This window comes from Mycobacterium persicum (assembly GCF_002086675.1).
In the GTDB taxonomy this organism is placed as follows: Bacteria; Actinomycetota; Actinomycetes; order Mycobacteriales; family Mycobacteriaceae; genus Mycobacterium; species Mycobacterium persicum.
This window is the reverse complement of the sequence record NZ_MVIF01000079.1, coordinates 1-20622: the sequence shown is the minus strand read 5'-3', so window position 1 is coordinate 20622 and position 20622 is coordinate 1. Positions and strand designations below refer to the sequence as shown.

General features: G+C 64.5%; 19 protein-coding genes and 2 pseudogenes. 10 read left to right on the top strand and 11 right to left on the bottom strand.

Going from position 1 to position 20622, the window contains the following annotated elements; genetic code table 11:
- Nucleotides 1–57 precede the first annotated feature (57 nt).
- The gene (locus tag BST40_RS20560; protein WP_075545891.1) at nt 58–1200 is read right to left on the bottom strand and encodes an acyl-CoA dehydrogenase family protein; all 1143 of its coding nucleotides are present in this window, start codon (nt 1198–1200) and stop codon (nt 58–60) included.
- A 307-nt stretch (nt 1201–1507) separates the two neighbouring features.
- Between BST40_RS20560 and BST40_RS20555 the strand changes: the two genes are divergently transcribed.
- Complete coding sequence (locus BST40_RS20555; RefSeq protein WP_158006307.1) at nt 1508–3208, top strand: PHA/PHB synthase family protein; 1701 nt, start codon at nt 1508–1510, stop codon at nt 3206–3208.
- A gap of 4 nt (nt 3209–3212) precedes the next feature.
- Nucleotides 3213–4076: a MaoC/PaaZ C-terminal domain-containing protein gene (locus tag BST40_RS20550; RefSeq protein WP_075545890.1), complete on the top strand. Its 864-nt coding sequence runs from the start codon at nt 3213–3215 to the stop codon at nt 4074–4076.
- A 579-nt stretch (nt 4077–4655) separates the two neighbouring features.
- On the opposite strand, the gene BST40_RS20545 is transcribed toward BST40_RS20550, so the two are convergent.
- From BST40_RS20545 to BST40_RS29575, 3 genes are read right to left on the bottom strand one after another with little or no spacing between them, the layout of a single operon-like run.
- The gene (locus tag BST40_RS20545; RefSeq protein ID WP_241780182.1) at nt 4656–5081 is read right to left on the bottom strand and encodes a type II toxin-antitoxin system VapC family toxin; all 426 of its coding nucleotides are present in this window, start codon (nt 5079–5081) and stop codon (nt 4656–4658) included.
- Nucleotides 5050–5280, bottom strand: coding sequence for a FitA-like ribbon-helix-helix domain-containing protein (locus tag BST40_RS33325; protein ID WP_075510669.1), 231 nt, complete (start codon nt 5278–5280; stop codon nt 5050–5052). Before BST40_RS33325 ends, BST40_RS20545 begins: the two co-directional genes overlap by 32 nt.
- 49 nt (nt 5281–5329) lie before the next feature.
- The gene (locus tag BST40_RS29575) at nt 5330–5482 is read right to left on the bottom strand and encodes a hypothetical protein (protein WP_371686971.1); all 153 of its coding nucleotides are present in this window, start codon (nt 5480–5482) and stop codon (nt 5330–5332) included.
- Between the two features lie 11 nt (nt 5483–5493).
- Between BST40_RS29575 and BST40_RS20535 the strand changes: the two genes are divergently transcribed.
- Nucleotides 5494–5730, top strand: a complete 237-nt coding sequence (locus tag BST40_RS20535) for a WXG100 family type VII secretion target (protein WP_241780181.1) — start codon at nt 5494–5496, stop codon at nt 5728–5730.
- A 172-nt stretch (nt 5731–5902) separates the two neighbouring features.
- On the opposite strand, the gene BST40_RS20530 is transcribed toward BST40_RS20535, so the two are convergent.
- The 7 genes and pseudogenes from BST40_RS20530 to BST40_RS20500 all read right to left on the bottom strand — a co-directional run bounded on the left by BST40_RS20530 (nt 5903) and on the right by BST40_RS20500 (nt 12468).
- Nucleotides 5903–6133, bottom strand: a complete 231-nt coding sequence (locus BST40_RS20530; protein ID WP_075545888.1) for a DUF4926 domain-containing protein — start codon at nt 6131–6133, stop codon at nt 5903–5905.
- A 227-nt stretch (nt 6134–6360) separates the two neighbouring features.
- The gene (locus BST40_RS20525; RefSeq protein ID WP_241780180.1) at nt 6361–6768 is read right to left on the bottom strand and encodes a hypothetical protein; all 408 of its coding nucleotides are present in this window, start codon (nt 6766–6768) and stop codon (nt 6361–6363) included.
- Nucleotides 6769–6778: 10 nt separating this feature from the next.
- Nucleotides 6779–7124 (bottom strand): annotated as a pseudogene (locus BST40_RS33320) (hypothetical protein); the annotation flags it as partial.
- 52 nt (nt 7125–7176) lie between these two features.
- Nucleotides 7177–10254, bottom strand: coding sequence for an FAD-dependent oxidoreductase (locus BST40_RS20515; protein WP_083155308.1), 3078 nt, complete (start codon nt 10252–10254; stop codon nt 7177–7179).
- Nucleotides 10247–10513: a 4Fe-4S dicluster domain-containing protein gene (locus BST40_RS20510; RefSeq protein WP_083155303.1), complete on the bottom strand. Its 267-nt coding sequence runs from the start codon at nt 10511–10513 to the stop codon at nt 10247–10249. The genes BST40_RS20515 and BST40_RS20510 overlap by 8 nt, the downstream gene beginning before the upstream one ends.
- Nucleotides 10514–10939: 426 nt before the next feature.
- Nucleotides 10940–11028, bottom strand: a pseudogene (locus BST40_RS33315) (hypothetical protein); the annotation flags it as partial.
- Nucleotides 11029–11196: 168 nt separating this feature from the next.
- Nucleotides 11197–12468, bottom strand: coding sequence for an RsbRD N-terminal domain-containing protein (locus BST40_RS20500; protein WP_075546560.1), 1272 nt, complete (start codon nt 12466–12468; stop codon nt 11197–11199).
- 248 nt (nt 12469–12716) lie between these two features.
- Here BST40_RS20500 and BST40_RS20495 point away from each other — a divergent pair, with 248 nt between their 5' ends.
- The 7 genes from BST40_RS20495 to BST40_RS20465 all read left to right on the top strand — a co-directional run.
- Nucleotides 12717–14261: an acyl-CoA synthetase gene (locus BST40_RS20495; protein WP_075546559.1), complete on the top strand. Its 1545-nt coding sequence runs from the start codon at nt 12717–12719 to the stop codon at nt 14259–14261.
- On the top strand, nt 14254–15045 hold the full coding sequence (locus BST40_RS20490; RefSeq protein WP_075546558.1) for a coniferyl-alcohol dehydrogenase: 792 nt from the start codon (nt 14254–14256) through the stop codon (nt 15043–15045). Before BST40_RS20495 ends, BST40_RS20490 begins: the two co-directional genes overlap by 8 nt.
- A gap of 1 nt (nt 15046) precedes the next feature.
- Nucleotides 15047–16432 (top strand): aldehyde dehydrogenase family protein, encoded by a 1386-nt coding sequence (locus BST40_RS20485; protein ID WP_075546557.1) that lies wholly within the window; start codon nt 15047–15049, stop codon nt 16430–16432.
- On the top strand, nt 16432–17856 hold the full coding sequence (locus tag BST40_RS20480; protein ID WP_075546556.1) for a wax ester/triacylglycerol synthase family O-acyltransferase: 1425 nt from the start codon (nt 16432–16434) through the stop codon (nt 17854–17856). The genes BST40_RS20485 and BST40_RS20480 overlap by 1 nt, the downstream gene beginning before the upstream one ends.
- Entirely contained in the window at nt 17856–18860 is a 1005-nt protein-coding gene (locus BST40_RS20475; protein ID WP_075546555.1) for a PDR/VanB family oxidoreductase, read from the top strand. Before BST40_RS20480 ends, BST40_RS20475 begins: the two co-directional genes overlap by 1 nt.
- On the top strand, nt 18857–19915 hold the full coding sequence (locus BST40_RS20470) for an aromatic ring-hydroxylating dioxygenase subunit alpha (protein ID WP_075546554.1): 1059 nt from the start codon (nt 18857–18859) through the stop codon (nt 19913–19915). The genes BST40_RS20475 and BST40_RS20470 overlap by 4 nt, the downstream gene beginning before the upstream one ends.
- A 36-nt stretch (nt 19916–19951) precedes the next feature.
- The coding region (locus BST40_RS20465) for a cytochrome P450 family protein (RefSeq protein WP_142276768.1) at nt 19952–20622 on the top strand (671 nt) is incomplete at its 3' end.

Genomic DNA, 20622 nt, shown 5'->3' with positions numbered 1-20622 from the left:
GGCATCTCCTTTCGTTTCAGTGCGGTTCGCGCCCGCGGCTCCTCTTGCGGGAGCTGCCTAGTGACTGGCGAGACTGCGACTGATCACCAGTCGCTGGATTTGATTGGTGCCCTCGAAGATCTGCATGATCTTGGCCTCCCGCATGTAGCGTTCCACGCGGTAGTCACGGGTGTAACCGACGCCGCCGAACACCTGGACAGCGTCGGTGGTGACTTTCATGGCGGCGTCGGTGGCGACCAGCTTTGCGACGGACGCGTGCCGAGAGTAGGGTAGCCCCGCATCGCGGCGTCGGGCGGCGTCCAAGTACGTCGCGCGTGCGGAATCCACCGCTGCGGCGGCGTCCGCCAGCAGGAATCCCAGGCCCTGGTGGTCGATGATCTTGCGGCCGAAGGTGGTCCGCTGCTGGCTATAGGCGACCGCTTCATGGAGCGCGGCCTGCGCTAATCCGACGGCAATGGCGGCGATTCCGAGGCGTCCGCTGTCCAGTGCGCTGAACGCGATTGGTAGGCCCTGTCCTTCGTTGCCGATGCGCCGCTCAACAGCGATGAACACGTCGTCGTAGTGCGCCGTCGTTGTCGGCACCGCGTGCAGGCCCATCTTCTCTTCGGGTCTGCCGAAGGTGAGCCCCTCGGCGTCTTTGGGCACCAGGAAGCAGGAAATGCCTTGTGCGCCTTTGGCGGTGCGCGCGAACAGGGTGTAGAAGTCGGCGATACCACCGTGCGTGATCCACGCCTTGGCGCCGTTAACCCGGTACCCATTGTCCACGGCAGCAGCACTGCATAGCAGCGCGGCCGCGTCGGAGCCGGCCTGTGGTTCGGACAGGCTGTAGGCGCCGATCATGTTGCCGCTCAGCATCTCTGGAAGCCATGTGTGCTTCTGCGCGTCGGTGCCGAACGCGACCAACGGATGGCAGGCCAGGCTGTGGACGCTCACTGCCACCGCGACCGCCGCCCATCGTGCGGCGATCTCTTCCAACACTTGCAGGTAAACCTCGTACGGCTGATTCCCGCCCCCCCATTCCTCGGGATACGGCAGGCTCAGCAGCCCCGCGGCGCCGAGGATCGCGAAGGCCCCCTCTGGATAGGTCTCCATCCGCTCGTGGTGGTCGACGATCGGCTCGAGCGCCTTATCTGCGATTTCCCGCGTGAGACGGATCAGCTCGCGAGCCTCGTCGGTGGGCAGCAGGCGATCGACAGGCACGCGAACTCCTTTCGATGCGAAGAACAGTGCCGAATTACATGGCACGACATGAACGGTACCCAGGATTGGGGCTGCTTCGGCTCGCGAAAGCCCATTTGGGAGAGGTAGTTACGGCGAACGGGAGGTCCCCAACACTTCGCGAGGTTCATACCGTGTTGCTATGGACGCACCAACGCGAAGAAGCCGTGCTTCGAGGGCGACTCCCGTTTCGGGGACGAACGGCGCCGAGCCGAAGTCTAGAGCGGGAACGCGATCATCGAGGTCCGACAACGACGGTGGGCCGCCGGCGCAGGCGCGATCCGGGGCCGTGCGGCCGGAGATCACCGATCGCAGCGGTCAGGTGCAGAATGTCGGCCTCGACCAGCTGCTGACCGAGGCTGCCAGCGCCGAGAGCCGGTTCGTCCCCGGCGCGGAGTTTCTCAAGGCGGCCGGTGGGCTTGCGCTGCGGCCCCGCCTACTAGCGAACCAAACCGCGACGGTCGCAGCCGATCTTGCCCGGGTGATCGCGGGTCGGTCCGGACGCACTCCGCCAAAAGGTGATTCACGATTCCGCGATCCCGCCTGGACGCAAAGTTGGCTATTTCGTCGGATCTGCCAGGGGTATCTGAGCATCAGCGACTACGCGCGCGCTCTGGCCGATGAGTCAGGCTTGGACTGGGCCGACCACGAACGCCTGCGCCTGGTGGTCGACAACCTGATCGACGCGCTGGCCCCGACGAACTTTCCGCTGACCAACCCCACCGTGTGGAAGACGACGATCGATCGCGGAGGAGAGAACTTCGTCACGGGCGCACGCGCCGCAGTGCGCGATGCCCGTTCCCCGATAAAGCTGCCGGCTAGTGTCGATCGCACCCCGTTCGAAGTCGGGAAGACGATGGCCGCATCGCCCGGTGCCGTGGTGCGCCGCGATGATCGCTTCGAACTCATCCAGTACGAGCCGCGAGCCGAAGAGGTGCATAAGGTCCCGGTACTGCTCATCCCACCAATGATCAGCAAGTTCTATGTCGTTGACCTTTCGCCGGGCAAGAGCATGGTGGAGTTTCTTGGTGACCGCGGGCTGCAGCCGTTCGCACTGTCGTGGGCGAACCCGACCCGCGACAACGCAGGCTGGAACCTCGAGGACTACCTCGAATCAATCGTCGAGGCGATCGAGACCACACGCGAGATCGCCGGAGCCGACGCGGTTCACGTGGTGGCCTTCTGTGCTGGCGGAATCGCCACCACTACCGCCGTCGCGCATCTGGCCGCGCTGGGCCACATCGATCGGGTCGCGAGTCTGAGCCTTATGGTCACCGTGCTTGACGTCCGCCGCGGCGGTCCCATCCTCAGCATCGCCTCGCCCGATGTCGCCAAAGCGGCCAAAGCGAAAATCAAGCGCAAGGGTTACCTCGCCGGAACAGAGTTGTCGCGAACTTTCGCGTGGCTGCGACCCAACGACATGGTGTGGAACAACTTTGTCAACAACTACTACCTCGGCAACAAACCGCCGGCGCTCGACCTGTTGTTCTGGAATCTGGACTCGATGAACATGCCGGCGGGGCTGCACGCCGATCTGGTGGACCTCGCGCTCGCCAATCCGTTAGCGAACCCGGGTGCCCTCAGGGTGCTCGGCACGCCGATCGATCTGGCCCAGATCACCTGCGACGCCTATATCGCCGCGGGCGAAACCGACCACCTCACGCCCTGGCCGAGTTGCTATCGCAGCGTCGAAATGCTGGGCGGCAAGACACGTTTCGCTCTGTCGACCAGCGGCCACATCGCCGCGGTCATCCACCCTCCCGGGAATCCGAAATCGGCCTACCGCATTGGCGACGAGTTGTGCCCGACGCCGGAGGAATGGCTGCGGTCCGCGCAGGTGCACAAGGGCACCTGGTGGCAGGACTGGGCGCCGTGGCTCGCCGAGCGGGCGGGCGAGAAGACAACGGCACCAGACCGACTCGGCAATAGTCGGTACACGCCGCTCGACCCGGCTCCCGGCACGTACGTCTTCAAGCAGTCCCAGGGTTGATGACATGCCCATTGATGTCGATTCGGTCCTTGGCGCAGAGCTCGCGGAGCGGCAGGGCTCGTGGAACGCGAGCGATGTCATCCTCTACCACCTGGGTTTGGGCGCCGGCTTTCCGCCCACCGATCCCGCTGAGCTTGCCTATACCTATGAAGGCCAGCTCAAAGTTCTGCCGTCATTCGGGGTGATCCCTGCCTCCCCAATGTTGTTCGACATGCTGGAGCTGCCCGGCATGGACGTCGACCTGAGCAAGCTTCTGCACGGCGAGCAGGAGATGGAACTGTACGGACCTCTGCCCATCAATGGCGCGGTTCGAACGTCGGCAAGGATTCGCGACGTCGTGGATAAGGGCAAGGCGGCGCTGGTGGTGCTCGAGACCGTCACCCGCGACGCCGAGAGCGATCAGCCTCTGGTCACCAACCGGTTCAGCGCGTTCATTCGGGGTGAGGGAGGGTTTGGCCAAGGCGATGGTGCGCGATCGGCATCACCGCCGCCGGCTCCACCGGCCCGGCAGCCGGACTTCGAAGTTGACTGCCGGACCCTGCCGCAACAGGCGCTGCTTTATCGCCTGTCCGGTGACATGAACCCGATCCATGCCGACCCCGAGTTCGCCCGCAAGGGCGGTTTCGATCAGCCCATTCTGCACGGCCTGTGCAGCTACGGGATGGTCTTGAAGGCGGTGGTCGACTCGGCGCTGGACGGAGATGTCGGCCGGGTCGGACGCTACCGCGCCCGATTCGCCGGAGTGGTATTCCCCGGGGAAACGATCACCGTTCGGATGTGGCAGGAACCCGAGGCGGTGTTCGTCGAAGCGCTCTGCAAGGACCGCGGCACGCCGGTGTTATCGAACGCCGTCATCGAGGTCCGTTAGCAGCTTACTTGGGTGGCCGGATGCGGACGATGTTGCGACTGAGGGCTGTTCGAGACCCGAAAGCGCGTCCGCCGGGTGCGATCGGTTCGGTAGCCGCCCGTGTCGCCCACGTCGGACCGATGAGCACAAGCCGATCGTTCACACGTAGACCCGCGCCGAGCGTGTACTCATGGCGAAAATTCGGTCCCGCCTTGGGTGCCGCCCTACACACACACTCAAAGCCGCCACCGCACAGTCGATACGGCGGAATGACAGTCGGATCAGCCATCCGCCGCCGGGCGAACCGCCATCGTTGCGGCTCGAACGCACGAATCTCACCGGCACCCCCACACGCCCGTCGGCGCCGCCACCAACCCCACCGACGCCGCCCAACACCTGCGGGCAGCCGGCCCACCAACTACTGGTCACCATGAACTTCCGAGTGAGCCCGGCAAATTGCCTACCGGTTCGGCGAAAACCGATATTACCAATGTGACTGGCGCACCAGGACTCCGGTGAGCGCGGCAACCAGATCAACGCCGTCCCGCCATCGTCCATTGTGGTGGCGGGCCTGGTCTCCAGCAGACCCCGCGACGGCTGTCAGTAGTCGCCGACTTTGCCCAAAACATCGATCTCGCAACGGGTGCCCGAAGCCCCGGAAAGGCGTGCATCTGCGGTGACCAGTACGACGTCGAGAGCCTCGGCCAGCGCAACGTAGGCGGCATCGTAGGTTGTCAGGACATGCCGCAGTTCCCATACCCGGTGGAGCAATGGCTGATGTGGGGACCGACGCAGCGCCAGATCCGTCAGGTCCGCCACCGCGCTCGCGGCCCTGCGAGCCGGCATCCGTTTTGCCGCGACGTGGCGGCGCCACACCGAGACCACCTCGAGGTCGATGAGTTCCGGAGCAACCAGCGTCTCGTGCGCCAAACGTTCCCGCGCGAGCCGGCCGTCCGACCCGTCGTCGCCCAGCGCTACGGCCAGTACGCTCGCATCAACGACGATCACGATCAGCCCGAACGTCATCGACGGCGGCTCTGAAAGACACGCGGCCGCCGCGACGTGTGGTGATGCGGTCGAACACCTCATCCAGCGTGGGTTGATTCGCGTCGGCGATCAGCCGACTTCGGAGGTATTCCTGTAGGGATTGATGTGCGCGTGCGGCTCGCTCCCGCAGAACTCGGTGAGTGTCCTCCGGAACGTCCTTGATCTGCACACTGGGCATGGCGCTATATTGGCGCCAGGAGCGCCAAACCGCAAGTGCCCGGCTTGACTCACGAAAACTGCCGCGAAACAAGCACAATGCATACGCCGGCCGCCAGACCGCGCTCGCGCGACACGATGTGGGCGGCCAGATCGTGACCGGTCCAGCCCGCGAGCAAGGTGGGAACGGTGTCCGGCGGTATGGCCGATTTGTGGTTGGACATGCAGGAGCGCCTTGGCCAATTTCAATTCGCAAGCCGAACAGATTGCGACGGCCGTAGACCAATGCGTAGCTGAGCTGCACGGCACCTGGCAGGGTCAGGGCGCTGAGGCCGAACGTGAATATCACCAGGAGTGGGTAACAGCCGACCAGCAGATGCGCGAACGGCTTTCCGCGCTGCGGAAAAATACTGAACTAGCGCATCGCAACTACACGGCTGTGGCACAGCACAATACGGCGATGTGGCCTTGACCCCTGCGAAATGACTCATTCGCTCTCTGCCGATGACTGCACCTCGTCAACCTCGGCGCTCTCGCGTACCCGGTATTCAGTTACGGCGAAGGAGGCCGCGCGAGCGGAATCGAATATCTTGAGCAGACAGAACCAAGGCACGAGAACACAAAAGCTGAGTCGGGGCGGACGGCTACTTGTCCGGATCTGGACGCCAGACGACCTCCAGGTCCTCTTCGCGAACTGTGACCAAGGCTTGGGTGATACCGTCGGCGTCTGAGAATTCCACTTCGTAAGCAGGGGGCAGGTCGCCATGCGAAGACTTCGTATAGTCCAACACGACTGCCCCCCTTGAACCGGCCGGAAGGTTGTACTCCAACAGTGGCCGCCGCAATTGGACTACATCGTGTTCTTTGGGTTTCATGTCTGTCGTTCTCTCATCTACTGGCAGGAATCGCCGTCACCAAAGGCACGACTCCGTCATTGCCGCGTATCCATGCAAGTGTTACGTCAATAATCTTTCCATTCGCTCCCGTGATTGAGATTACTTGATTGTATTTATCCCATATTGTGTCACACCCGTTTGTACAGCTTTGCTATCGTTAGAAACGATCTGCCTGGCAAGGTCGGATTCATTCTGGCGGGTGAAACCTAACGCCTGCTCGAACCATTTCGCCTTGGGACCCCCACCGGGTGGTCTGGATCAAGTAAGTTGTACTCGTCAACGGATAAGGTGAGTGTTGAAGCTGGGCTATTTATGTCTAAGTATTGATGACCACGGCCCTCAGCATCAATCAGGGGTTCTATTAGATCAAGGAGTTCCACTAGTTTTGCATCGTCGAGTCGCCACACTACGGTTCGCGACCACTGCTCGATATCGGCCGCATTTTCTTGCCGGGTTATTTGATGTTCAATTCCATCGACCTCGAAACTCGCTTGGCCGTTTTTTTGCGCTGAGATCACAGCCGAATTAAACATACGCATTCCCGCACGATCCGCATAAGCTAGAATGGCTTCGTCGCCACAGTAGCTATCGGCTTTCACGCGAAAGACGGCCATTCTTCTCCAATCATTTGGGAGATGGGAGATCTCCGATAGGAATGTTTGCCACCGAGAGTTCGCGGTGGCATGAGGATTATAATCCCAATGCGCATTGGGCTATCGATCTCCAGGAAAGTAGCGCCATTCGCCACCGTTTTCGTCCCAGAGGCTCTGGCCGCCGAGGGGCTTTTCGCTAGGGCGACTGGCCGGTCCCACCTCCGGGTTCCCCTCGGCAGGAGGGGAATTGCCGTTCGGAGGCAGCCCTCGGTTCGGTTGTGGGCCTGCCGGACCTGGGCGGGCGGGGGCTCGCCTTCAACTTGGATGCCTAAGTCCCGCAAGCGTGCTCTGATCGCGGTTTGTCGCTCAAGGAGGGAACGCTGTGCCCAGATGAGTTACAGATACGAGCGCAGTGCCCGAAGCGCCGCGCTACGCCCCGGTGAGCGTGGCCGCTGACAGCTGGTGCTCCCGCCGGCTCCCCTTGAGCGCATGACTACGACAGACGTCGAACGGATCCCAGTCAGGACCGTGTGCCGGCAGCGCGGCAGGATCGCTGATGACCTCGCCGGCCCAGAAGGCTTTGAGCAGGTCGCGTCCGAGAATGTGCGACGCGGTGCCGACACCGCCGCGCAGGGTGAACGCGATGCCGAAGAGGTACACCGTCGATGCACCGGCCAGAAACAGACCGTCGATCTCGGTGCGCACCGACAGACGGCGCCCGGGTCCGATCTGGTCCTTGGCGAGCTCGGGTCCGTACGGCATCCGCGACAGCGTGAAGCGCTCATGGGTCAGCGGCGTGGCCGATTCCTGCCACACCACATGGCCATTCAGTTCCGGCAGCGTGTCCAGAAGCCGCTCCATGACGGTCTCCTCGATTTCCGCCTTGCGCTTGATGTAGGTGGGCGACCACTTGTAGTCGGTGCCCTTCATGGGATCACCACCGCCCCAGAACTCGTATTCCGCGGGGACGGCCATGAAGGCTTCGATACTGCTGTGACCGGCCGCTCCGAAGTGTCGACGGCCACCGGTTTTCAGCGTCGGTGAGCTGATCGCCAACCAGCCCCGCGGATCCCACTGCCCCGCGTCGAGCATGTCGTAGGTCGTCTGGAAGTCGTAGCGGTCATGGAGGAGGTAGTTCGTCGCCGGCCGCGTTGCGGAGATGTCGATATCGGCGGCGATGTAGGTGGAGAAAATCGAATGGGGGCGCCGCAAGTTCCGGATTCGGTCAAGTGTGCGGCGGCGCAGATGCTGAGGTGCGATGAGGTCCTGGAAGGTGCGATGGGCATCGGCGTTGCTGACCACGACGTCGGCGCGGATGGTTTCGCCGTCGGTCAAGGTGACACCGGTAACCCGGCCCCCTTCGACGTCGATCGAGCGCACCCGTGCCTTCGTGCGGACCGTTCCGCCATGTCCGAGGATCACCTCGACGAGGTTGGCGGCGAGCACCTGACCGCCCTGGGTGGGGAAGTACGCGCCGGCCTTGAAGTAGTGCCGCAAGAGCACCGCCACCAGCAACGCCGGCGTCCGTGACGGCGGCGTGTTGTGCAGATGGATCAACGACAGCAGCGCGGCGCGGGCATGCGGGCCGAGCCGGTGGCGGTCGAACAGGCGGCCGATCGGCTGCTCCAGTGCCCGCACGATGACAGCCAACTCGCGCGGGCGTCGGGCCAGAGGTAGTACGACCCGTACCGAGTGCGGGACGTCGTTGATGCGGTCGGCGCCCTCACCGATGACGCGCAGTTCCGCGACGCAGCTGCGGAGCCCGGCGGCGTCCGCCGGAAAGGTTTCGGCCAGGTTCTGGGCGAATCCGTCCCAGTTGGTCGGCACCCGAAAGGTGTGCTCCGGCAGCACGACGGTGTCCATCCCGTCGTCATCCAACCGAGACCACTCGATGCGGTCCTCGACTCCCAAGCCCCGAAGAACCGTCGGAATGAGACCATCCGAACCGGGCACGCACCCGCCGACGTAGTGAACGCCACAATCGAACTCCCACTTGCCCTTACGTCGAAACACCTGGGAGCATCCGCCGAGAATCTCATGCTGCTCGAGCACCAGAACGGACTTGCCCGACGCCGCAAGACACGCCGCGCTGGACAAACCGCCCAGTCCCGATCCGACCACGATGACGTCGTAGCGGCGAGGACTGCCGGAGCGGCTGTCCTGCGAGGCCGCGACCAGCTCTGGCACCCGGGTGAGCTTGTGACGCGGGCGTCCCTCGGCGCGGCCGGCCCGGCGTTCGCTGAGATCGATCGCATTCCACCCGGTCAGATCCACGACGTCTCGTCTACGCTGCCGTAGCCGCGCAGCAAGCGCAGGCCGATCGAGTGAGCGGTCGGTGGACAGCAGACCGGCATCGGCGTCGTCCAGCAGTGCCCGTACGGTGTCGCGGGCGCACTTCTTATTGGTCCCGATCACGCCTGTGGGTCCGCGTTTGATCCATCCCGTGACGTAGCTCCCCGGGCGCCCTACTACGCGGCCATCGATGTGCTCGATGACGCCGTGAGTGTCGTCGAACGGCAACCCCGGCAGGGGATTTCCCCGATAGCCGATGGACCTGATCAGCAGGCCCGTCGGGATGACGTCCGTGGCAGCGGGCTGGGCCTTCGTCCGCGTCCAAAGCAAGCCCTCGACCTTGTCGGCGCCCATGACCTCTGTCGGCGTGCGCAGGAAGCGCAGTGCTATCCGTCGGCGTGCGTTCGGACGACGGTTGGCCGCGTACTGGACCAGGAGGTCGTGCTTGCGCCGGACTGGCCCATGGCCGGGCGTGTGCTCGGCGAGCGCCAACTCGCCTGCATCCACGGCGACCTCGACGTCGTCGAGTCGGCCGAGTTCCTCCAGCTCGGCGTTGGCGAATGCGGCATGAAGTTGACTTCGACGGCCCATGACGACGACTTCTCGAATTCGACTGTCTTCCAGCGCCGCTAGGGCGTGCGGAGCTATGTCGGTGTGCCGCAACTCTTCTGGGCGCAGGCACAGCACCCGCGCTACGTCGAGAGCGACATTGCCGTTGCCGATGATCACTGCCCGCTCGCTGCCGAGGTCGACGTCAAGGTCGGCGTGATCGGGATGGCCGTTGTACCAGCCGACGAACTGACGCGCCGCCACGCTACCCGGCAAATCCTCGCCAGGGATGCCGAGAGCGCAGTCGCTCGCGGCACCGACCGCATAGACCACCGCGTCGTACCAGTCGGATAACTCCCCGACGGTAACGTCCCGGCCAATCTCGACATTGCCGAAAAATCTGAATTCCGGACGCCTGGCAATAGCATCGAACAGCTGGCCCATCAACTTCTTCTCCGGGTGGTCCGGAGCCACACCGGCTCGAACCAGTCCATGCGGAGTCGGCAGCCTTTCGAACAGGTCGACTTCGACCGCGCGGTCGGTCAACGGCGCTGTGCGCCCGGCGACATAGGTGCCGCCGTCGACGCCGAGTAGATGCCTGGCGGCATATACACCCGCCGGTCCCGCCCCCACCACGGCGATCCGAAGCCTCTCTGTGCTAGCCACGTGCATCAGCTCCGAAGTAGTCCCGATTGACGTCCATGTAGTGGCGCCACCGTTCGGGGAGTTGTGCGGCATCGAACACGGCGTCGACCGGGCACGCCTCAACACAGGCCGCGCAATCGATACATGAAGCGGGGTCGATATAGAGCTGTTCGGCCCGATCGAACGCCGGATCATCGGGAGCGGGGTGGATACACCCGACCGGACAACTCTCCAGGCATGAATAATCGGCCACACATGGTGCTGCTATCACGAAAGCCATGACTACCTCGTCGCTGCTCGAGGGCAGATTGCCAGTAAACCGCCTGGCCTGGCGGGGGTCGATCTCTCAAACGGGTTACCTGCCACCCCAAATCGGCTGCTGTCGGTGACGCCTGCCAACGTTGGACGAGAAAATGTGTGGGGCGCCGCCAGTGACTAGAGGCCGCACACACTTCCAACCGTCGTTCGTGTCAAGCTTGGTTGCTGTGCCAGCCGGTCGGTGCATCTGTGAATAATCGGCCGCGCACCAGCTGTTCGATGGTGTGGGCCAGCACACGGGCCTGCGGAGCCGTTAGGCGGCTGCCCCGCTTGGTCAAGTCCCCGGACGTGGTAAAAGACGTCGTCGTGTGATTCTTCGATGTGATGGTTCAGGCAGTCAGTGCCGCGGGGGTGGCCCTGCTCGGTCGGGTGTCGTGGAAGACGTGTGACCGCCAGCGCTGACTTTGAGCACCAGCGCGTCGGCGGCCACGAACGTATAGGGCCGGCGCCCAGTGGTCGGGTGCGGAAGGCGTCCACGGTCGTTGAGTACGGCGACGGCCTCCGGCAGCGTCTTGATGGCGCGGTCAAGGGCCGAGCAATGCCGCATTGCAGCACCTCTTTCGCGCCCTCAACGATGTCGATCTTCGCGTGTTGGTAGATCCTGCTTGAGCCGTGAGCATCGCCGCCTGCAGCGCATCGCGGTCGCTAGCTCAGAACCGCAGTGTCGAACCAATTGCAGAGGAGCAGAGTGACTTCCACATCAAGTCGATCGTCGGTGATCGGCTTGCCGCGACGTTCGAGTGCGCGCTGCACCCGGTACTTCACCGAATTGACGTGCAAGTGCAACTCGTCGGCGGTGGCCTTGAGGCTGGATCCGGTGCGCAGGAAACTCCGCAGTGTTTCACGCATCCGTTCGTCGCTGTCCGTCGCGGAAGCAAGAGGTCCCAGCACGTCGCGGACCCAGGCCCGGGTGTGCTCGAGGTCAGCGCAGAACTGGGCGGCCACCACGAGGCCGGGATCGTTGTACATCGTGACCGCGCGTGGGTGTGATCCCGACGCCAGCACCACAGCGCGCGCGAGCTGTGCCTGCCGATGCGAGCGGCGGAAGCCGTCGACGCCGGTCAGCGGATCACCGGCCGCAATCCAGGGCGCGTCCGTGCGCGCCTCGGCGAATTCGCGAATGCGGCCCTTCACACCTCGTGCCGTTTCGACCGCGAGCGGTATCCATGCCCATCCGGTGACGCGGTCCGCGGCGACGAACAACGGCCGCTCATTCGAGCCCAACGCACTCGCCAGTTCGTTCGCAGTTCGCTCCATCCCGACGAGTTCGTTTGCAGTGTCGGACTCGTCGCACCACAGGATGAGAGACAGGTGAATTCTGTGCAGCGGGTAGCGAATGGAATTCGTCACCTCGTCGACGTCGACCTCGCTCCCATCGATGACCTCACGCACGCGCAGTGCCCGCACCCGGTTCTGATTCGCCAACCACCGGTCCCGTTCACTGTGGTAGTCGGCCAACACCAATCGCGACACCCTGTCGATATACCGAAACGACCTTGAGGTGATCTCTTCGAACACGTCGAGCGCGTGGTGGGCATCCAACTTCGCGGCGCGAATTTCCTCGAGGACGATTCGCAGTAACCACTGGTGACCGAGCCGGTAGGTCCGCACCAAGAAGTCGGCGTCCACTTCGCGTTGCGCCAAACGCCGCGCATGCTCAAGCGCCGCCGCGGGCGGCGCGATGCGATCGATGGAGATGCCGTGGCGAATGGCCGGAAAGAAGGTGTCGAGGTTTCCCTTCACCGAGTCATGCACCAACGCCAGCAGCTCACCGTCGCCGCCAATCTCTGGCAGCTCGCTGACCAGCACCTCCTGCAGAGATCGCGTGATGTCGGCCAGCTTGTCATCGAGCCGGCCGACGATCAGCGCAGTCGACTCGGCGACCAGCGCCTCGTCCTCGGGGCATCTGCCTGCCATTGGTCGACTCTATGGCGCGCTGCGCCCGAACTCCATGCAATGAGGCTGGACGCCAGTTTTGTGGGTGGCCGACAACGATTCGATGAATGCCGGTCGAAAGTTGGTCGACGGACGACGTAGTGAGACCACGTCGCCCTCCATAACGTTTCCGGTGACGGCGAAATTCGAACGCCAGATTGCAAACAAGAGAACTGCTTTCACTCGTCGCCGAGCCGCAGCCGGCGTCAGCCTGATCACGAAAGACCACTATGTTTCCTGGAAGCCACGCGGCAACCGCGCCCAAGCGTCCAGCCGTCGTGATGGCCGGCTCGGGCAAGACGTTGACCTACCGCGAGCTCGACGACAACTCGGCACGCCTCGCGGCGGCCCTGCACGCCCTCGGGCTGCGTCCGGGCGACGTGGTTGCCCTGATCTCCGACAATTCGGCCGAGGCGTTTGAAGTATATTGGGCCGCACTGCGTTCCGGGCTGTACATCACGGCCGTGAACTGGCACCTGTCGCCGGAAGAGGCCGCCTACATCCTGCGTGACAGCGGCGCTCGAGCCGTGATCGTCTCGGCCGGAGTCCGGGCTGTGGCCGAACCCATCGTCTCGCTGGTCCCCGGGGTTCGTCATTGGTATGTGTTCGGCGGGAAAGTACCCGGTTACCAGCCCTACGCCGAGTTGCTGGCGACCGCGGGGCCACGTCTTGCCGAGGCGCCCCGCGGTGCGGAGATGCTGTACTCGTCGGGCACCACCGGCAGGCCCAAGGGCATCAAGCCCCGTCGGCTGCCCGGTGACGTCGACGAGCCGGGCGACCCGGTGGTCGCGCTCCTCGGGAGCGCGTTCGGGATCAACCAGAACGACGTCTACCTCTCGCCGGCGCCCATCTATCACACCGCACCGCTGAAGTGGTGCGCAGCGGTCCAGGCTCTGGGCGGAACGGTCGTGCTGATGGAACGCTTCGACGCCGAGGAAACGCTGGCCGCGATCGAGCGGTTCCGGGTCACGGCCACCCAAGTGGTGCCCACCATGTTCGTGCGAATGCTGCAGTTGCCCAAACAGACCCGGACCGCATACGACACGTCCTCCCTGCGACTGGCCGTGCACGCCGCCGCGCCGTGCCCACCCGAGGTGAAGGACGCGATGATCTCGTGGTGGGGCCCGATTCTCGTCGAATACTACGGCGCCACCGAGCAGCACGGCACCACGGTCATCACGACCGACGAATGGCGGACCAAACGGGGGTCGGTCGGCAGGGCCGCGATGGGCGTGCTGCATATCTGCGACGACGACGGCAATGACCTCACCGCCGGCGAGATCGGCACGATCTACTTCGAGCGCGACGCCGCGCCGTTCGAATACCACAACGACCCGGAAAAGACCTCGGCGTCACGGCATCCCGCGCATGACAACTGGTGCACGGTCGGCGATGTGGGCTACCTCGACGAGGACGGCTACCTGTTCCTGACGGATCGCAAGGGCTTCATGATCATCTCCGGCGGGGTCAACATTTACCCCCAGGAGATAGAGAACGTCCTCGCCCTGCACCCGAAGATCTTCGACGTCGCCGTGATCGGCGTGCCGGATCCCGAGATGGGTGAACAGGTGAAGGCCGTCGTGGCGCTGCGGGACGGCATCGCACCGTCCGACGACCTGGCAGCCGAGATCATCGCCTACGTCCGGGAGCGCATCGCGCGCTACAAGGCGCCCAAGTCGGTGGACTTCGTCACCGAATTACCCAGGTCGGCAACGGGAAAGCTGGTCAAACGAGTCCTTGCCGACCGCTACACAAGGGGAAGCACCCATGTCTGAGTTCGCCACCAAACGCTTCGTCGTCACCGGCGCGGCATCGGGGATCGGCCACGCGGTGGCTGAGCGGCTGCTCGCGGTCGGGGCCCAGGTTTACTCGCTGGACCGCAACCGCCCGACGGCCACGGTCACCGGCCACATTGATGTCGACTTGGCGAACCCACAAAGCATCGACGCGGCCGTGGAGCAACTCGACGGCGAGTTCGACGGGTTGATGAACGTGGCCGGTGTTCCCGGCACCGCACCCGCCGACGTCGTGCTGGCCGTCAACACCCTCGCCGTGCGGCACTTGTCCGAGTCGATGTTCGCGCGGCTCAAGCCCGGGGGGACAGTGACGATCGTGTCGTCGACGGCAGGCTTCGGCTGGCCCGCGCGGCTGCACGTGATCGAAGAGCTGCTCGCGACCAATAGCTTTGACGATGGAGCGGCTTGGTTCAAGGCGAACCCCCAGCAGGGCAACGCGTACAACTTCTCCAAGGAAGCCGCGACCGTGTACGCGATGTCCATGGGAATTCTGGTTGCTCAGAACGGGTTTCGCATCAACGCGGTGCTGCCCGGCCCGGTGCAGACGCCCATCTTGGCCGACTTCGAGGACACCATGGGCAAGGCCACCCTCGACGGCCTGAAGGCCCTCCTCGGGCGTCACGCCACTCCGCACGACGTTGCGGGCGTGATCGTCTTTCTCGCCTCCGAGCAGGCGCAGTGGATCAACGGGCACGCCCTCGTCGTCGACGGCGGGGCGACCGGAGCGGTGCTCACCGGGGTCATCCCGGCGCCGGAGATCTGACATGCCAAGCCAGACCGCGTCCGTCGACGCCGCTACCGCGCTCCACGAACTACAACGGGTGTTCAGCAGCGGGCGCACCCGCGAATTGTCATGGCGCCTCAACCAACTACGTGGGATTGAGCGGCTCTGCGACGAGCGGGAAGCGGAGGTCGCCGCGGCCCTGGCCGAGGATCTGGGCCGCGGGCCGGTGGAGGCGTGGCTCGGCGACATCGCCTCGACCAAGGCGGAGGCGACGTATGCCCGCAAGCACCTGAAGAGGTGGCTGCGTCGCCGCCGAGTTCGGCTGCCGCTGAACCAATTACCCGGGCGAGCCTGGGTGCAATACGACCCGCTCGGGGTGGTGCTGGTGATCGGCCCGTGGAACTACCCGCTGTACCTGAGTCTGGCACCGCTGGTGGCGGCGGTGTCCGCCGGAAACTGCGCCGTGGTCAAGCCGTCGGAACTCGCGCCGGCCACCTCGGCTCTGCTGGCGCGACTCGTGCCGCGGTACCTGGATCCCGAGGCGGTACGGGTCGTCGAGGGCGACGCGGCGGTCACCCAGGCGCTGCTGGCTCAGGGTTTCGACCACGCCCTATTCACCGGCGGCACCGAGGTCGGCCAGAAGATCATGGCCGCCGCCGCCCCGACGTTGACGCCGGTCACGCTCGAGCTCGGTGGCAAGAGCCCGGTCATCGTGGCGGCCGACGCCGACATCGACGTGGCGGCTCGGCGCATCGCCTGGGTGAAGCTACTGAACTCCGGCCAAACCTGCATCGCTCCCGACTATGTGCTTGCCGAGAAGTCCATCGCCGATGAGCTTACCGACAAGATCGTCGCCAACATCCGCGAATTCCGTTCCGGCCACAGCGATCCGTCGCTGCGGATCGTCAATGCGCGCCAGTTCGATCGTCTCGTCTCCCTGCTCGCGGCCACCGACGGCAAGATCGTCACGGGCGGCGGCTCGGAGCGCTCCGCGTTACGCATCGAACCCACCGTGGTCGTCGGTCCGTCGCACACCGACGCGGTGATGACCGACGAGATTTTCGGCCCGATCCTGCCCGTCATGGCGGTCGACTCTCTCGATTCAGCCGCCGATTTCGTCAACGGCAAGCCAAAATCGTTGGCGTTATATGTATTTACGGGCTCGCGACGTGTTGCGCGGGCACTCATCGACCGGATCCCGTCGGGCGGCGCGGTGGTCAACCACGTCGCCATGCACTGCATGGTGCCACAGCTGCCGTTCGGCGGCGTCGGCGCCAGCGGAATGGGCGCCTACCACGGTCGCTGGGGCTTCGAGGCGATGAGTCACCGCAGGGCGGTCCTGGCCAAGCGGGCCCGGCCCGATTTGCAGATGGTGTATCCGCCGTACACCAGGAACGCGGTCCAGGTCATGCGAAAGATTTTCTGATGCATCGCCTTTCAAGCTTGGACGCGCAGTTCTTGGCCGCCGAGAGCGGCAATGCCATCTCGCACTACTGCGGGATCGCGATCTATCAGACCGGCAAGGCGAAGCCGATCACGGCCGCGACGATGCGGGAACGGTTCGCCACGAGGTTGGGCCATTGCCCACCCCTGCGGTGGAAGGTGGTCATGGTTCCGCTCGGTCTGGACCACCCGGTGTTTGTCGACACCGAGGTCGATCTCAACCATCACGTCACCGAGACGACACTGGCCGCGCCCGCCGACGAAGTGGCGCTGGCTGGCGAGGTAGCGACGATGCTCGCGGCGCCGCTGAACCGCAACAAGCCATTGTGGAGCCTGCGGGTGTTCCATGGAATGCCAGGACGCACCGCCGTAGTCATGACGCTGCATCATGCCGCGGCGGACGGCGTCGCGGCGGCTGAGATCTTCGCGACGCTGCTCGACGGGCCGGCAGAAATATCCTCGGACCCCAGCGAGATTCACGCTGATGCCGCGCCGAACAGGGCCGCATTGGTGGCGCGTGGTATTGCAGCCATTCCGGGTCGGCGAATCCGCGCTCTGCGGTCTCTCCCCGGCACCCTGGCGCATCTGGATCAAGTTCCGGTGTTGCGGTCCCTGCCAGGGACCCATACTTTGTCGCGGATCGGAAGGGGTGACCTGAGTGCCAAGCGGCTCGACGCACCCCGGACTCGCTTCAACGCCAAGCTTTCGGACCGACGCTCCGTTGCGTTCGGCACCATCTCGTTGACCACCGTCAAGGCGATAAAGTACGAGCTGGGCGTTACCGTCAACGACGTCGTGATCGCCCTGTGTGCCGGTGCCTTGCGTCGCAGGATGACCTCGACCGGCGATCTGCCGGCAGAACCGCTGGTCGCCTACATTCCCGTGTCGACCAGGCTGCCGGACGCGAAAGACCGCTACGGCAACGCGATCTCCTCGATCATCGCGCCGATCCCGACCCACCTGGCCTGCGCCCGTGAACGCCTCAGATTCACCCACGAAACGTTGGCGCGCGGGAAGGAGCGCTCACGCCAAGCGCCGCCGACGCTGATGAGCGACGTGAACGAACCCATCCCGGTGCCGATCTTCGGCGTCGCCGCCAAAGGGCTGATGGAATTGGTGTCGTCCCGATTCGTGCGCCCCCCGGTAAACCTGATCATCTCAAACGTGCCGGGGTCGCCGGTGCAGCTGACCTGCTGCGGCGCGCCGCTGCTCGCACACTACCCGACGAGCCTGGTGTTCCACGGATTCACCCTCAACATCACGGTCACCAGCTACCGCAACGGACTCGATATCGGGATCGTCGCAGACGCCCAATCACTACCGGACGCATGGGAATTGATGCACGACATCGGCCTGGAATTGGCCGAACTGGCCGGGTTGGTCACCACAGAAGGGAGTTCAAGCTGATGACTTGGACTCAAGAAGCGCCGGCGCTCGCCTCCGCCGCAAAGGTGCACGAATTCACCACCGACCTGGTCGTGCGCCGACGGCAGACGGCGGCCGACGGGGTCGTGGCGCTAGACCTGGTGGACCCGCAGGGCGGCGAGCTGCCGGCCTGGGAGCCCGGGGCCCACATCGACCTACTGCTCGACGAGGGGCTGGTCCGCCAGTACTCCCTGTGCGGTGATCCGCGCGATGCGAAAACCTGGCGGGTCGGTGTGCTGCTCGACCCCCAAAGCCGCGGCGGCTCACGCCACGTCCACGACCACCTTCTCGAAGGCACCAAAGTGCGAGTCCGGGGGCCGCGCAACCATTTCGCGCTCGTGGACGCACCCCGATACCTGTTCATCGCCGGCGGCATCGGGATCACCCCGATCATGTCGATGATTACTTCCGCGCACAGTGCCGGCGGCGACTGGACACTGCTCTACCTGGGGCGAAGCCGCTCGACGATGGCGTTCGCTGCAGAGCTGTCCGACACCTACGGTGACCCCGTCACCCTTTGGCCGGACGACGAGAACGGGCGATTCGACCTCAAGGCCGCGCTCAGCGAGCCCGCGGATCAGACGCTGGTGTATTGCTGCGGACCTGAACCACTGCTGTCTGCGGTCGAGGCGGAGTGCAGCCCTTGGCCAGAGGGCAGCCTGCACATTGAGCGATTCGCGGCCAAGGCGCAAGTCGCCGAACCCCGCGTCGAGGCCCTGGAGGTATTCCAGGTGGTGTGCCAGCGCTCCGGTGTGACCGTAGAGGTGCCCGAGGATACGTCGATCCTGGAGGCGTTGGAGGGCGCTGAAGTCCCGATCCTGTCGTCATGTTTGGAAGGGATCTGCGGCACCTGCGAGGCAACGGTGTTGGAGGGCACACCGGATCATCGCGACTCCATGCTGACCGAGGCCGAACGGGCCTGCGGCAACAAGATCCTCACGTGTGTATCCCGTTCGTGCAGCGAGAAGTTGGTGTTAGATCTATGACCGCGAACTATCCCACCAAGTGCTGGTATGTGGCCGCCACCTCCGAGGAGCTTGCGGGTGCTCCGCTAGGGCGTCGGTTGCTCGACCGCGACATCGTTCTATGGCGATCGCACGACGGCCAGGCCGTGGCATTCGACGACCGCTGCGCGCATCGTGGCTTCCCACTGTCGGACGGCCATGTTGATGGCGACCGCCTGGTGTGCGGATACCACGGCTGCTGCTACGTCGCCGACGGCCAATGCGTGCACGTTCCAACACAATCCGACGTTCCGGCGCGGATGGGCGTACGGTCGTTCCCGATACTGGAGGAACCGCCCTTCATCTGGATCTGGCTCGGACCGCCTGCGGCCGCCGCACTGAGTCGACCACCGCGCACCCCATGGCTGCACGAGGCGGGATGGTCGTCCTTCAACGACGCCTGGCGGGTGCGGGCCAACTACCTGATGGTGCACGAGCATTACCTGGACTTCTCCTACGCGCCCATCGTTTACCGCCAGCAGGTACCGCCCGGGATGCGGCGGTTGCCGGCGTTCAACGACGTCGAGGTCAGCGAGACCACCGTCTCCTACAGTCGTCTGCTACCGCAGGCGCCGCTCGCGGAATGGGAGGCCGAGGCCACCGGACTGGATCACGCAGGTTCTTGCACCCGCCGCGAAAGCGGGACCTTCGCCTCACCGGCGATGCACATCCAGCGGTGGGACCTGGAGGTCGGCGCCAAGAACTACTTCAACGTTCGCACGCATGCGATCTCCCCCGAAACCGACACGGCGACACACGTCTTCATGTACGCGTCATACAACTATGCCCCAGATGACGAAACGGTAGCCGCCACGCTGCGATCAGTCGTCGACACGCTCGTCGAGCGAGACCGGGTCATCCTGGAAAGAGTCGCCGCCCATACCGGCTACGACGGCTGGCGGTCCGGGGTGGAGTTCCAAGCCGACGCCGCGGCCCTACGCGCGCGACACATCGTCGCGGTCATGCTCGCCAAAGAAGCGGGTCGCGCCGCCCTTCGCCCCGGCTGGGCAACAGCGAAAAACCCTGTCAACAACTGAATTTGTATCCCATCACGGCCGTGAAAGGAGCCGAAAATGACCACGACAGTTAATCTGGCCAACGTCGACCTATCCCGGGTTGACCTGACCGATCTCTCGTACTTCACCGATGGCCCGCCCTACGAGCTGTTCGCGCGCATGCGCCGCGAAGCAAGCCCACACTGGAATGCGCTCACCGGTGACGAGCCGGGATTCTGGTCGTTCACCAAGGCCGCCGACATCGCGGCCATCAGCCGCGACCCGGCGACATTTTCGTCCGCCCGTGGCGGGGTATTCACGACCACGCAGGGGGCAGTGCCGCCAGAGATGCTGGCACAGACAATCCTCGGCATGGATCCGCCCCGTCACACCAAACACCGCAACATTGTCCAGGTTGCCTTCACTCCCAAGCTGATCCGCCAGAAAGAGGAGAACATCCGCGCGACCGTCACGACGCTCATCGACGACGTGATCGAAAAGGGTGCCTGCGACTTCGTCGACGACATCGCCGTCGAATTGCCGCTGCGGATCATCGCCGACATGCTCGGCGTGCCGCAGGACGACCGCCGGCAGCTGTTCGAATGGACGAACGTCCTGTCTCGTGCGGCGGCGACCGCCGACCCGCAGTTGGGGTTGGGCGCCTTGATCGAGATCGGTGGATACATGACGGGACTTACCGCGCAGCGCAAGGCGAATCCCGGCGATGACCTGGTGTCCAGGTTGATCGC